Annotated in this window: 12 protein-coding genes; 3 read left to right on the top strand and 9 right to left on the bottom strand. The window is 74.1% G+C overall.

Annotated features, from left to right (window positions below; translation table 11 throughout):
• Nucleotides 1-129 precede the first annotated feature (129 nt).
• Nucleotides 130-1,413: a geranylgeranyl reductase family protein gene (locus AB0M97_RS07205; protein ID WP_365959743.1), complete on the bottom strand. Its 1,284-nt coding sequence runs from the start codon at nt 1,411-1,413 to the stop codon at nt 130-132.
• A gap of 264 nt (nt 1,414-1,677) precedes the next feature.
• Here AB0M97_RS07205 and AB0M97_RS07200 point away from each other — a divergent pair, with 264 nt between their 5' ends.
• Complete coding sequence (locus tag AB0M97_RS07200) at nt 1,678-2,013, top strand: PASTA domain-containing protein (protein WP_365959742.1); 336 nt, start codon at nt 1,678-1,680, stop codon at nt 2,011-2,013.
• A gap of 67 nt (nt 2,014-2,080) precedes the next feature.
• Here the strand turns inward: AB0M97_RS07200 and AB0M97_RS07195 are convergent, their stop codons facing one another.
• The 6 genes from AB0M97_RS07195 to AB0M97_RS07170 all read right to left on the bottom strand — a co-directional run bounded on the left by AB0M97_RS07195 (nt 2,081) and on the right by AB0M97_RS07170 (nt 8,417).
• Nucleotides 2,081-2,776 carry a demethylmenaquinone methyltransferase gene (locus AB0M97_RS07195; protein WP_365959741.1) on the bottom strand — a complete coding sequence of 232 codons (696 nt, stop codon included), beginning with the start codon at nt 2,774-2,776 and terminating at the stop codon, nt 2,081-2,083.
• An 85-nt stretch (nt 2,777-2,861) separates the two neighbouring features.
• The gene (locus tag AB0M97_RS07190) at nt 2,862-3,512 is read right to left on the bottom strand and encodes a hypothetical protein (protein ID WP_365959740.1); all 651 of its coding nucleotides are present in this window, start codon (nt 3,510-3,512) and stop codon (nt 2,862-2,864) included.
• Between the two features lie 7 nt (nt 3,513-3,519).
• The gene (gene mqnC, locus AB0M97_RS07185) at nt 3,520-4,719 is read right to left on the bottom strand and encodes a cyclic dehypoxanthinyl futalosine synthase (RefSeq protein ID WP_365959739.1); all 1,200 of its coding nucleotides are present in this window, start codon (nt 4,717-4,719) and stop codon (nt 3,520-3,522) included.
• Between the two features lie 113 nt (nt 4,720-4,832).
• Nucleotides 4,833-5,585, bottom strand: coding sequence for an A24 family peptidase (locus AB0M97_RS07180; RefSeq protein WP_365959738.1), 753 nt, complete (start codon nt 5,583-5,585; stop codon nt 4,833-4,835).
• Between the two features lie 33 nt (nt 5,586-5,618).
• Nucleotides 5,619-7,463, bottom strand: coding sequence for a protein kinase (locus AB0M97_RS07175; protein ID WP_365959737.1), 1,845 nt, complete (start codon nt 7,461-7,463; stop codon nt 5,619-5,621).
• A gap of 105 nt (nt 7,464-7,568) precedes the next feature.
• Nucleotides 7,569-8,417, bottom strand: a complete 849-nt coding sequence (locus AB0M97_RS07170; protein WP_365959736.1) for a menaquinone biosynthesis protein — start codon at nt 8,415-8,417, stop codon at nt 7,569-7,571.
• A gap of 329 nt (nt 8,418-8,746) precedes the next feature.
• On the opposite strand from AB0M97_RS07170, the gene AB0M97_RS07165 reads away from it, so the two are divergent.
• On the top strand, nt 8,747-8,950 hold the full coding sequence (locus AB0M97_RS07165; RefSeq protein WP_004984723.1) for a cold-shock protein: 204 nt from the start codon (nt 8,747-8,749) through the stop codon (nt 8,948-8,950).
• Between the two features lie 178 nt (nt 8,951-9,128).
• On the top strand, nt 9,129-9,764 hold the full coding sequence (locus AB0M97_RS07160; protein WP_365959735.1) for a methyltransferase domain-containing protein: 636 nt from the start codon (nt 9,129-9,131) through the stop codon (nt 9,762-9,764).
• A gap of 26 nt (nt 9,765-9,790) precedes the next feature.
• On the opposite strand, the gene AB0M97_RS07155 is transcribed toward AB0M97_RS07160, so the two are convergent.
• Both AB0M97_RS07155 and AB0M97_RS07150 read right to left on the bottom strand, forming a co-directional pair.
• The gene (locus tag AB0M97_RS07155) at nt 9,791-11,719 is read right to left on the bottom strand and encodes an AMP-binding protein (RefSeq protein ID WP_365959734.1); all 1,929 of its coding nucleotides are present in this window, start codon (nt 11,717-11,719) and stop codon (nt 9,791-9,793) included.
• 446 nt (nt 11,720-12,165) lie between these two features.
• Nucleotides 12,166-13,473, bottom strand: coding sequence for an acetyl-CoA C-acetyltransferase (locus AB0M97_RS07150; RefSeq protein WP_365959733.1), 1,308 nt, complete (start codon nt 13,471-13,473; stop codon nt 12,166-12,168).
• Between the last annotated feature and the right edge of the window lie 2 nt (nt 13,474-13,475).

The following is a 13,475-nucleotide window of genomic DNA, read 5'->3' as shown; positions in this document are numbered from 1 at the left end:
ACCGGACGGACGAGCCGAAGGACTGGCTGACCGGGTCACCTCCGGCAGCACCGGTCGGCCACACGGAACACGGACACGGAAGGGCCGCTGCCTCGGGGCAGCGGCCCTTCCGTCACGCCGTGGCGCCGGTCAGGCCTTCGGGGCCACCCGGCTCAGGCCGTTGATGATGCGGTCCATCGCGTCGCCGCCCGACGGGTCGGTGAGGTTGGCGAGCAGCTTCAGGGTGAACTTCATCAGCATCGGGTGCGTCAGGCCGCGCTGGGCGGCGATCTGCATGACCTTCGGGTTGCCGATGAGCTTCACGAAGGCCCGGCCGAGGGTGTAGTAGCCGCCGTAGGTGTCCTTCAGGATGCGCGGGTAGCGCCGCAGCGCCGCCTCGCGCTGGACGGGCGTCGTGCGGGCGTGCGCCTGGACGATGACCTCGGCGGCGATCTGGCCGGACTCCATGGCGTAGGCGATGCCCTCGCCGTTGAAGGGGTTGACCAGGCCGCCCGCGTCGCCGACCAGGAGCAGGCCCCTGGTGTAGTGCGGCTGGCGGTTGAAGGCCATGGGGAGGGCGGCGCCGCGGATCGGGCCGGTCATGTTGTCCGGGGTGTAGCCCCACTCCTCCGGCATGGACGCGCACCAGGCCTTCAGGACCTCGCGCCAGTCCAGCTCCTTGAAGGACTCGGAGGTGTTGAGGACGCCGAGACCGACGTTCGAGGTGCCGTCGCCCATGCCGAAGATCCAGCCGTAGCCGGGCAGCAGGCGGTCCTGAGGGCCGCGGCGGTCCCACAGCTCCAGCCAGGACTCCAGGTAGTCGTCCTCGTGGCGGGACGAGGTGAAGTACGTGCGGACGGCGACGCCCATCGGGCGGTCCTCGCGTCGGTGCAGGCCCATCGCCAGCGACAGCCGGGTGGAGTTGCCGTCGGCGGCGACGACGAGCGGCGCGCGGAAGGTGACCTCGCGCTTGTCCTCACCGAGCCTGGCGGTGACGCCGGTGATGCGGCCGGTGCGGTCGTCGAGGACCGGGCCGGAGACGTTGCAGCGCTCGTAGAACCGGGCGCCCGCCTTCTGCGCCTGGCGGGCGAGTTGCTCGTCGAAGTCGTCGCGCTTGCGGACGAGGCCGTAGTCCGGGAAGGAGGCGAGGTCCGGCCAGTCCAGCTGGAGCCGGACTCCGCCGCCGATGATCCGCAGGCCCTTGTTGCGCAGCCAGCCGGCCTCCTCGGAGATGTCGATGCCCATCGACACCAGCTGCTTGACGGCGCGCGGGGTCAGGCCGTCGCCGCACACCTTTTCCCGAGGGAACTCGGCCTTCTCCAGCAGGAGGACGTCGAGCCCTGCCCTGGCCAGGTGGTACGCGGTGGTGGAGCCGGCTGGGCCCGCGCCCACGACGATCACATCGGCGGAGTTGTCGGAGAGGGGCTCGGTCACGGCGGGATCTCCCCAGGGTCGAAGTCTGCGTGCCGACCGGCACTGGACAGGGGCAGTCTATTCAGCGGAATGGATCAACCGGCCGAAGGGTTGCCCTCTCGACCGGGCCCGCCGGGACGGTCACGGGCCCGGCCCCGCGGCGCGAGGGGCACCGCAGCGGCCTCACTCGTGACGTACGGTAATCATCGGCTACGGAACGGTACTTGACGCTTCCGGGCGGTGGGGGGCGGCGCTACTCTGCCTGTACCGCTGGGGGTGACGTCCGTGCGCCTGACACCCAAGAGTCCGGAAGTGCCTGTGCCGCGCCTGGTCGGCCTGATGGCCGTGGACGCGCGGGAGACGGCCGAGGCGGGCGGCGTGCTGCTCGCCTCGCCCGACCGGCCCGACCTCCACGTCGTGGACCACGTCGTACGGCAGTACCCGCCGCCCGGGGTCGCGGTGCCCCGGGGCGCCGTCGTCACCGTGTGGTTCGACGCCGGGGACGGCGAGGGCGGCGGGGGCGTCCGGGAGCCGCGGCGGGGCGCCCCACCGCCGGGCGGGCTGCGCCGCGAACGGGGCGAGCCGGAGGACCCTTGCGCGGTCCTCAGCCACCCCTTTTAGCGTTCCCCGGCCACCTTCCCAGCGGTCCTCGACCATTCCTTCCGGACGGCGGGCCGCGCCGAGGGGGTCAGCTCTCCTTGTATCCCCGGTGCAAGGCCACGATGCCGCCCGAGAGGTTGCGCCACGCCACCTTCGACCAGCCGGCCTCGATCAGGTGCCCGGCGAGAGCGGCCTGGTCGGGCCAGGCGCGGATGGACTCGGCGAGATAGACGTACGCGTCGGGGTTGGACGACACCGCGCGGGCGACCGGCGGCAGGGCGCGCATCAGGTACTCGGTGTAGACGGTCCGCAGCGGCGCCCAGGTCGGCTGGGAGAACTCGCAGATCACGACGCGTCCGCCGGGCCGCGTCACGCGGTACATCTCGCGCAGGGCGGCGCCGTGGTCCTGGACGTTGCGCAGCCCGAAGGAGATGGTGACGGCGTCGAACACGTCGTCGCGGAAGGGCAGCCGGGTCGCGTCCCCGGCGGTGAACGGCAGCCAGCCGTGGCGCTCCTTGCCGACCTGGAGCATGCCGAGGGAGAAGTCGCAGGGGACGACGTAGGCGCCGGTGCGGGCGAACGGCAGCGAGGAGGTGGCCGTGCCGGCGGCGAGGTCGAGGACCTTCTGCGCGGGCCGGGCGTCCACCGCCCTGGCGACCTCCTTGCGCCACAGCCGCGCCTGCCCGAGGGACAGCACGTCGTTGGTCAGGTCGTACCGGTCCGCCACGTCGTCGAACATCGAGGCGACTTCGTGCGGCTGCTTGTCCAGGGATGCGCGGGTCACCCGCCCATTGTGGCAGGGCGGGCCGGGCGCGCCCGCGGCGCCGTGCCCGTGCGGCCGGACCGAAGTGCCGGAGTGGACCGGGGGGTCAGCGGCGCCGGTGCACGAGCCGGCCCGCGAGGACCGTCGCCACGCAGGTCCCGGCTCCGCGGGCGCGGAGGGCGGCCTCGTCGGGGACGTCGAACACCGCGAAGGTGGCGTCCTGCCCGGCCGCGCCCGCGGGCGCCAGCGGCAGCGCGATCGCCTCGGCCAGGCTCCGCCCGGCCAGCGGATCCAGGCCGGGCGGCCCGGCCGGTGGCCCGGGGCGCGGTCCGGTGGTGAGTCCCGCGCGGTGCACGGCGTCCCGTACGGCGGGCCGCGCGAGGTCCCCGGCGACGGCGACGGTCCCGTGCGCCAGCATCCGCTGCACGCCGCGCCGCGCGCTCGCGCCCCAGCGGGCGTCGGTCATGGGCAGCGCGGCGAGGGCGTCCCCGGTGAGCGGTTCGGTGCCCAGCTCGGCGGCCTCGCGCGGGTCCGGGTGGTAGGCCCGCTCCAGCAGTTCGGGCCCGTACGGGTTCAGCAGCCCGGGCGTGAGGAGCCCCGGCCAGGTGCGGACCCGGGCGGCCGGATGCGCCGCCGCCAGTTCCTCGTACGGGCCGACGGCCGCGATCCGCCGGCCGTCGACCAGGACCGCGCCGCCGGGCAGGGGTGGCCGCCGGTCCCCGGCGAGCAGGAGACCGGCGGTGTGGATCGTCAGCATGCCGGGGTCAGTTGGACGCGAGCAGCTTCAGCTCGGGGTGGGCCGTGCCGCCCTCGATGGCCGTGGAGGAGATGTGGGAGGCCACGCGGTCGTCGACGGGGTCGTTCGCCGGGTCGTCGTGGACGACGAGGTGCTCGTACGTCGTCGTGCGCTGCGCGGGCACCCGCCCGGCGCGCCGGATCAGGTCGATGATCTCCAGCCGGTTGGAGCGGTGCCGGGCGCCCGCGGAGGACACCACGTTCTCCTCCAGCATGATCGAGCCGAGGTCGTCGGCGCCGTAGTGCAGGGACAGCTGGCCGACCTCCTTGCCCGTCGTCAGCCAGGAGCCCTGGATGTGCGCCACGTTGTCCAGGAACAGCCGGGCGACGGCGATCATCCGCAGGTACTCGAAGATCGTGGCCTGCGTGCGGCCCTTCAGGTGGTTGTTCTCGGGCTGGTAGGTGTACGGGATGAAGGCGCGGAAGCCGCCGGTGCGGTCCTGCACGTCACGGATCATCCGCAGGTGCTCGATGCGCTCGGCGTTGGTCTCGCCGGTGCCCATGAGCATGGTGGACGTGGACTCGACGCCGAGGTTGTGCGCGATCTCCATGATCTCCAGCCAGCGCTCCCCGGACTCCTTCAGCGGCGCGATGGCCTTGCGCGGGCGGGCGGGCAGCAGTTCGGCGCCGGCGCCGGCGAAGGAGTCGAGGCCGGCCTCGTGGATGCGGGTGATGGCCTCCTCGACCGGCACTCCGGAGATCCGCGCCATGTGCTCGACCTCGGACGCGCCCAGCGAGTGGATCACCAGCTGCGGGAAGGCGTCCTTGATGGCCTTGAAGTGCTTCTCGTAGTACTCGACGCCGAAGTCCGGGTGGTGGCCGCCCTGGAACATGATCTGCGTGCCGCCCAGCTCGACGGTCTCCGCGCAGCGGCGCAGGATGTCGTCCAGGTCGCGCGTCCAGCCCTTGGCGGTGTCCTTGGGGGCGGCGTAGAAGGCGCAGAACTTGCACGCCGTGACGCACACGTTGGTGTAGTTGATGTTCCGCTCGATGATGTACGTGGCGATGTGCTCGGTGCCGGCGTACTTGCGGCGGCGTACGGCGTCGGCGGCGGCGCCCAGCGCGTGCAGCGGCGCGTGGCGGTAGAGGTCGAGCGCTTCTTCGGGGGTGATCCGCCCACCGGCGGCTGCGCGGTCGAGGATGGGCTGAAGGTCGGCCTTCTCGGTCACCGGCGTCCCTTTCGTAAGGGGTGTGGACGGACGTCCTCAGCGTACGCCAGGGGCTTTGCCCGGCCGACGCCAGGCCGTTGGCGCCAGGCCGTCGGGGGCCCGTACCCGCGCGGTCATGCCGCGTAGGCGCCCGCCAGGACGCCCAGGTACGCGCCCGTGATCAGGAACGGCCCGAACGGGATCGCCGTCTTGCGGTTCGCCCGGCGGGCGACGACCAGGGCGCCGCCGTACAGCGCGCCCAGCAGGAACCCGGCGAAGGTGCCCAGCACCACCGTCGGCCAGCCGTACCAGCCGAGGGCGGCGCCCGCCCCGAGCGCCAGCTTCACGTCGCCGAAGCCCATCCCGGCGGGGTTGATCAGGAACAGCACGAAGTAGCCGGCGCCGAGCGTCAGGGCGCCCAGCAGCGCGGTCGTCCACCGCCCGGCGTGCTCGGGCAGCAGGGCGGCCGGGGCGAGCAGCGCGAGCGCGGCGCCCGCGAGCGGCAGGGTGAGCGGGTCGGGCAGCCGCTTCACCCGCAGGTCGACCACCGCCAGCAGCACGCCGGCCGGCGCGAGCAGCAGCCAGACGGCCAGCTCGGGCCGGGTCCCGGTGGCGGCGGCGAGCCCGGCGCACACCAGGCCGGTGACGACCGCGAGGCGGCCCCCGCCCGGCCCGTAGGCCGGCGCGCGCTCCCCGCACTGACCGCACCGGGCGCGCCCGAGCCACCCGCGCAGCGGGTGCCCCCCGGGACACCGCTCCCGCCACGGCTCACCGGAGGGCACGGAGAACCGGTGGGCGGCACGCGGCAGCAGGGCGCCCGCCGCCCCGCCCCACACCGCGGCGACGGCGACGGCGACGACGAGGCCCGTGTCCGGCACGCTGCTCATGGCCCGCTCCCCCTCACCCGATCCCCCGGGACGCTACTCGACCTTCGACAGGCGCGCCTCGGGCTTCCCCGACGGCTTGCTGTCCGACTCGTACCTGAGGTCGTCGCCGACCGGGACGAGGCGTACGGTCGTCGCGCCCTGACTGCAGTGGCCGGGGTTCTTCCCGGCGCCCACGGAGACCGCCACCAGGTGTTCCCTCGTGACCTGCTTCAGGGTGAGGACGTCGGTGCAGACGCTGCCGAGCTGGTCGGTCTGGGTGACGCGGCCCATCTCCTCGCCCACGCGGGCGCGTTGCACCGTGACCCGGAAGGTGCCCGCGGGCAGTGTGCCGCCGAGTGCCGTGCCCTGCCCCTCCCAGGTGCCGAGGTAGCGGGCGGGCACGTCGGACGCCGCGCCGCCGGTCGCGCTCGGGGCCGGGGACGCGGCGTCGCCGGCGCCGTCCCGCCTGCCGTCCGGCAGCAGGTCGAACACGAACACCGAGCCGACCGTCACCGCCGCCAGCGCCCCCGCGACGGCCAGGGCGAGGGTGCAGCTCAGGCGCCGGCCGCGTCCGCCGGCGCCGGGAGCCGACGTGGCCGCGACGGAGACGGACAGCTTGCCGGGCCGCGCGCCGAACGCCTGCCGGGGAACACCGGGCGCCCCGCCCGGCGACGGCACCGGACCACCTGACGGCCTCCCGCCCGGCGAGGGCACCGCGCCACTCGGCGGCGTCCCGGCCGACGGCGACCCGCCCGGCGGCGTGAGCACAGCACCCGACGGCGGCCCGGCCGGGGGCGGCGGCACCGCACCGCCCGAGCCACTCACACCACCCGCGCCGCCCACACCACCGGGAGAACCGGCGCCACCCGCACCCCCCGGCATCACCGGCGCCGGCCCGAACTGCCCCACCGTCGGCGCCCCGGCCGCCTCCCCGCCCGCCGTGTCCGGCGCCCGTACCGCGGGGCTGCTGAAGCCCACCGGCCCGGACGCGGCACCGGCGCCCGCGGCCTCCAGATGCAGCAGCTGTACGGCGCTCCTGCTGACCTTCTCCACCAGCGAGCCCGGCAGCCAGCCGCCCGCGACGAGCCGGGCCGCCCCCTCGGGAGCCAGCCGCCGGGCCAGCTCGGCCGGGGCCGGCCGGGCGGCCGGGTCCTTGGCGAGGCAGGCCGCCGCCAGGTCCCGCATCTCGCCGGACAGGGCGCCCAGTTCGGGTTCCTCGTGGACGACCTTGTAGAGCAGCGCGGCCGAGGAGTCGCCGCGGAAGGGCGGTTCGCCGGTCGCCGCGTACGTCAGGACGGCGCCCAGCGAGAACACGTCGGCGGCGCCCGTGACGCCCTTGCCGAGGATCTGCTCGGGCGCCATGTGGCCGGGGGAACCGACGGACACGCCCGTCGAGGTCAGGGACGCCGTGCCGTCGGTGGCGCGGGCGATGCCGAAGTCGATCAGCAGGGGCCCGTCCAGGGTGAGCAGGACGTTGGACGGCTTCACGTCCCGGTGCACCAGGCCCAGCGCGTGCACGGCCGTCAGCGCCTCGGCCAGTCCCGCCCCCAGCACCCGTACGGTGTGGAGCGGCAGCGGGCCGCCGTCCGCGACGGCCGCCGTCAGCGAGGGGCCCGCGGCGTAGGCCGTGGCGACCCACGGCACGCGCGCCTCCGGGTCGGCGTCCAGCACGGGCGCGGTCCACGCGCCGCCGACCCGCCGCGCGGCCTGCACCTCGCGGCGGAACCGGGCCCGGAACTCCCCGTCCAGCGCCAGGTGCGGGTGCACGATCTTGACGGCGACGGTACGGCCGCCCGCGCTGCGTCCCAGGTAGACCCGGCCCATGCCGCCGGAGCCGAGCCGGCCGAGCAGCCGGTAGGGCCCCACCACGACCGGTTCGTCGGCGTCGAGCGGCTGCATGGTCACTCCTCCCCCGAGCCCCGAGCCTCCCCGGACCCGACCCCCGTACGACTGCCCAGCAGCGTAGTGCCGCAGCCGCCGCGTCTCACGGCCCCCGCGGCAGCGTCACGGCTCCAGCAGGTCGACCTTGACGTCCGCCGGGAAGCCCGTCGTCGGGCCGACGCGCCGGGCGAACTCCGCGACCGCCGCCAGCTGTGGTTCGCCGAAGCGGAAGTCGAGGGTGGTGAAGTACCGCTCCAGGACCCGCTCGTCGAAGTCCTCCCAGCGGGCCGCCTGTTCGGCGACCTTGCCGACCTCCTCCAGGGAGAGGTTGCGGGAGGCGAGGAAGGCCTCGTGCACCTTGCGGGTGATGACCGGCTCGCGCTCCAGGTAGTCGCGCCGCGCCGCCCACACCGCGAAGACGAACGGCAGCCCCGTCCACTCCTTCCACAGCGCGCCCAGGTCGTGCACCTGGAGCCCGAAGCGCGGCCCGTCGTGCAGGTTGGCGCGCAGCGCGGCGTCGCCGATCAGTACGGCGGCCTCGGCCTCCCGCATCATCAGGCTGAGGTCGGGCGGGCAGGTGTAGTAGTCCGGCCGTACGCCGAAACGGTCCGCCAGCAGCAGCTGGGCGAGCCGCACGGAGGTGCGCGAGGTCGAGCCGAGGGCGACCCGGGCGCCGTCCAGGCGCTCCAGCGGGACCTGCGAGACGATCACGCACGACATCACCGGGCCGTCGCAGCCGACGGCGATGTCGGGAAAGGCGACCAGGTCGTCCGCGTGCCTGAGGAACTCGACCAGGGTGATCGGGCCGATGTCGAGGTCGCCCTGCACCAGCTTCTCGCTGAGCTTCTCGGGGGTGTCCTTCGTGAGCTGGAAGTCGAGGAGCGTGCCTGTTCTCGCGAGCCCCCAGTACAGGGGCAGGCAGTTGAGGAACTGGATGTGGCCGACACGCGGCCGGGTGCGGGAATTGTCCACATCGTGAGGCTAGCCCTCGGGCCCCGGGGTCCGGCCGCCGCCCCCGCGGACGCCACGGTCCCGGTCCCGGAGGGCCCGGGCGCGACTTCTTCCGCGCCCTCGGAGAGATCTTCAAACATTCGGGTGACGTGATCTTGCCCTCTATTGCATCCCGACCTTCGCGTGCTAGGCTCGTCGCAAGTTGCAGTTTGGTTTCCCTTGCAGTACAGAGCCTGCGGAGCATGTGACCGCGGGCTCTCGTCGTTCTCAGGCATAGGCAGTTGTGCAGAATTCATCTTCACACTTGCTGGTTCTGGAGCAGGGCAACCCTTTGGGCCCAAGGAGGGCTTATGGCTACCGGAACCGTTAAGTGGTTCAACGCCGAAAAGGGCTTTGGTTTCATCGCCCAAGAAGGCGGCGGCCCCGACGTCTTCGTCCACTACTCCGCGATCAATGCGACCGGCTTCCGTTCGCTTGAGGAGAACCAGCAGGTGTCTTTCGACGTCACTCAGGGCCCGAAGGGCCCGCAGGCGGAGAACGTCACCCCTGTCTGACACGTAATACCAAGGAGCCCCGCGCCGTCAGGCGACGGGGCTCCTGCCCTTTTCCGCACCTTCTTTTTCACACGGGCTGCTCCATTCACTCCGGCCTGCGACGTCACGGCCGGGCACGGATCCACCCGTGGCCGGATCGGCACCGCTCTGTCGGTGGCCCCCGCTAGGGTCCCCGCCCATGACGACCGGACCCGAGACCACCACCCGCGTCTTCTACGACGCCATCGCCGAGGACTACGCGGACCGGTTCCGGGCCGAGCCCAGTGCGCCGTTGGACCGGGCGGTGCTGACCGCGTTCGCGGAGTCGGTCGGGGCCGGCGGCCGGGTGGCCGACCTGGGCTGCGGGCCCGGCCGGGTCACCGCGTACCTCGCCTCGCTCGGCCTGTCCGTGCACGGCGTCGACCTGTCGGAGCCGATGCTGGAGATCGCCCGGCGCGACCACCCGGGGCTGCGTTTCGAGCAGGGCTCGATGCTGGACCTGGACCTGCCCGACGGGGCGCTCGCGGGCGTCGTGTCCTGGTACTCGAGCATCCACACGCCCGACGACCGGCTCCCCGCCCTCTTCGCGGAGTTCGCGCGCGTGCTGGCGCCGGGCGGGTATCTGCTGGTGGCCTTCCAGGTCGGCGACGAGCCGCGCACGCTCGACCGCCCGTTCGGCCACCCGGTCCGCCTGGACTTCCTGCGCCGCCGGCCCGAGCGGATCACGCCGCTGCTGTCGGCGGCGGGCCTGACCCCGCACAGCCGGACCGTCCGCGAACCGAACACCGGCAACGGCGAGTCCACGCAGCACGCGGCCCTGATCGCCCGCAAGTAGCAGGCCGCCGCCGACGGCCGAGCCGCCTACCCCCCGTACAGCCCTTCCACCACGTGCGCGAAGTCCCGCAGGACCGCCTCTCTGCGGAGTTTCATCGACGGGGTCAGGTGGCCGGACTCCTCGGTGAGGTCGGTGGGGAGGACGGCGAAGCGGCGGATGGACTCGGGGCGGGAGACCAGTTTGTTGGCCTCGTCCACGGCGCGTTGCAGGACGGCCCGCAACTCCTCGTCGTCCACGAGGAGTTCCGCCGGGACCGGATGCTTGCCGTTCATGCGGCGCCAGTGGGTGATGCCGTCGGGGTCGAGGGTGATGAGGGCGCTGACGTAGGGGCGGCGGTCGCCGAGGACCAGGCAGTGCGAGATCAGGGGGTGGGAGCGCAGCCAGTTCTCCAGCGGGGCCGGGGCCACGCTCTTGCCGCCCGCCGTGATCAGGAGTTCCTTCTTGCGCCCGGTGATGGTCAGGTAGCCCTCGTCGTCCAGCTCGCCCATGTCGCCCGTCGCCAGCCAGCCGTCGCGGGCGACGGGGACGACACCGCCCGCCTGCGGGTCCCAGTAGCCGCGCAGCACCTGTGCGCCGGAGATGAGGATCTCCCCGTCGACGGCGATGCGGACCCGGGTGCCGGGCAGCGGCCAGCCGACCGTGCCCAGGCGGGGTTTCAGCGGTGGCGTCACCGTCGCCGCGCCGGTCGTCTCGGTGAGGCCGTAACCCTCGAAGATCTCGATGCCGGCACCGGCGTAGAAGGCGGCCAGGCGGCGGCCGAGCGGGGAGCCGCCGCAGATCGCGTAGCGGACCCGGCCGCCCATGGCGTTGCGGATGCGCCGGTAGACCAGCGGGTCATAGAAGGCGCGGGCGGTGCGCAGGGCGCGGCCGGGTCCGGTGCCGGTGCCCGTCTGGCGGGCCTCCATGGCCTCGCCGTAGCGCCGGGCGGCCTCGGCCGCGCGGTCGAAGGAGGACAGCCGGCCGCCCGCCTCCGCCTTGGCGCGGGCGGCGTTGAACACCTTTTCCAGCATGTAGGGGATGGTCAGCAGGCACGTCGGTCTGAACGCCGCGAGGTCCGGCAGCAGGTCCTGCGCCTTCAGGCTCGGCGCGTGCCCGAGCCGTACCCGGGCGCGGACGCAGGCGACGGCGACCATGCGGCCGAAGACGTGCGACATGGGCAGGAAGAGCAGGACCGACGGCTCGTCGCCGGTGCGGGCCTTGAACACCGGGTAGAGCAGCTCGATGGCGTTGTCGACCTCGGCGAAGAAGTTGCCGTGGGTCAGGGCGCAGCCCTTGGGGCGCCCGGTGGTGCCGGACGTGTAGACCAGCGTGGCGAGCGTGTCCGGGCCGAGCATGCCCCGGCGTACGGGGATCTCGCCGTCCGGCCGGCCCGCGCCGAGCTCCGCGAGCCGGTCCACGTGCCCCTTCTCCATGACCCACAGGTGGCGCAGGTCCGGGATGCGCTCGAGTTCGGGGCCGAGGGACGCGGCCTGCGCGGCCGTCTCCGTGACGAGGGCGACGGCGCCGGAGTCCTGGAGGATCCAGCGGGTCTGGAAGAGGGAGGACGTCGGGTAGACGGGGACGGTGACCAGTCCGGCCGCCCACGCGGCGAAGTCCAGCAGCGTCCACTCGTACGTCGTGCGCGCCATGATCGCGACGCGGTCGCCCGGCATCAGTCCCTCGGCGACGAATCCGTTCGCCACGGCCAGCACCTCGGCGGCGAACCGCGTCGCCGTGACGTCGCCCCACGTGCCGTCCGGGCCCTTGCGGCTGAGGACCACGGCGTCGGGCACCGCGGCGGCGTTCTCGAAGGGCAGCTCGGCGAGCGAGCCGTGCCGCACGGGCGGGGCGAACGGCGGTACGTACGCCTCCCGCACGACCCCGTCCAGGCGCCGGGTCTCGGGCTCCACGAGGACGGGGCCGGGGGCGTCGTCGTAAGCGGCGGAGGCCGCGAAGGAGGGCAGCGGGGTGGTCACGGGCGGCTCCAGAGGCGGCAGCGGGCGCTCGGGCGCTGCACGGCGTACGCGCCTCGCGCGCCGAGGCGTGCACCGGCGGTTCCCCGGGCTCTCCCGGGGTCGGGGTCACCGCCGGTCGGGTGTGGAGATCGTACGGCCCGCGCGTGGGGGGTCTGTGCGGAATCGGGGAGGGTACGGCGCCGGGGATGTGCAGCCTCGTGGGTTACCGGACGGTCTGTCACCTTGGTGCCGGGTCGCTGCCGCTGGGGCGAATGCGGCAACCGTGCCGCTCGTCCCTCACGGGGCGTCCTTCCCGTGCCCGCGGGCCCCGGGCGTGCGCGCCCGGCGCACCGGGGCGCCCCGCCGCTCCCCTCCGGCGCGCGCCGCGGAAGCCGCGCCACCGGCCGGTCGCCCTCTCCCCAGCGCCGCCCCGGGGCGCATGCCTCGGCCGCCGCGCCGCCTGCTCGTCACTCCCTCTCCAGCACCGCCGTGACCCCCTGCCCGCCCGCCGCGCACACCGAGATCAGTCCCCGTCCCGGCTCCCCGCGCTCGGCGAGCAGCTTCGCCAGCGTGGCGACGATCCGCGCGCCGGTCGCGGCGAAGGGGTGCCCGGTCGCCAGCGACGAACCCGCCACGTTGAGGCGGGCGCGGTCCACCGGGGCCAGGCCCCGCTTCTCCCACGCGGCCAGCGTCGCCAGCACCTGGGACGCGAACGCCTCGTGGATCTCGAACAGCGCGAAGTCCTCGATGCCCAGCCCGGCCCGCTCCAGCATGCGCGGCACCGCGTACGCGGGCGCCATGAGCAGGCCGTCTCCGCCCGGGGAACCGTCCGGGGCGCCGTCCGCGACGTCCCCGTGCACGAAGTCGACCGCCGCCGTCTCGTACGCCGTGAGGTACGCGAGCGGCTGCAGGCCCCGCGCCTTCGCCCACTCCTCGCTCGCCAGCAGCACCACCGCGGCGCCGTCCGTCAGCGGCGTCGAATTGCCCGCCGTCATCGTCGGATCGGGCCGGTCCACGCCGAACACGGGCTTCAGAGCGGCCAGTTTCTCCACCGTCGAGCCGGGGCGCAGGTTCTGGTCGCGCTCCAGGCCCCGGAAGGGCACCACGAGGTCCTCGAAGAAGCCCCGTTCGTACGCCGCCGCCAGCCGCTGGTGGCTGGCCGCCGCCAGTTCGTCCTGCGCCTCGCGGCCGATGCCCCAGGCGCGGGCGGTCACGGCGGCGTGCTCACCCATGGACAGGCCGGTGCGCGGCTCGGCGTTGCGCGGGATGTCCGGGACGAGGTGGCCGGGGCGGATCTTCGCCAGGGCCTTCAGGCGGGCGCCCGCCGACGTGGCGCGCCGGGCCTCCAGGAGGATGCGGCGCAGCCGGTCGTTCACGCCGAGGGGCGCGTCGCTCGCGGTGTCCGCGCCGCCCGCGACGGCCGCCTCGGTCTGCCCGAGGGCGATCTTGTTGGCGGCGGCGATCACGGCCTGGAGCCCGGTGCCGCAGGCCTGCTGGATGTCGTACGCGGGGGTGCGCGGGTCCAGCTTCGAGCCGAGGACGGTCTCGCGGGCCAGGTTGAAGTCCCGGCTGTGCTTGAGGACGGCCCCGGCGACGAACTCGCCGACCGCGCCCGGCGCGTGCAGCCCGTACCGCTCGACCAGGCCGTCGAGGGCGGCGGTGAGCATCTCCTGGTTGGACGCGGTGGCGTACGGCCCGTCGGAGCGGGCGAAGGGGACGCGCGAGCCGCCGATGACCGCGACCCGTCGTGCCGTCGGTGACTTCAGGGGGCTCATCC

The organism is Streptomyces sp. NPDC051207, assembly GCF_040682395.1.
In the GTDB taxonomy this organism is placed as follows: Bacteria; Actinomycetota; Actinomycetes; order Streptomycetales; family Streptomycetaceae; genus Streptomyces.
This window is presented reverse-complemented; position numbering and strand designations above follow the sequence as displayed.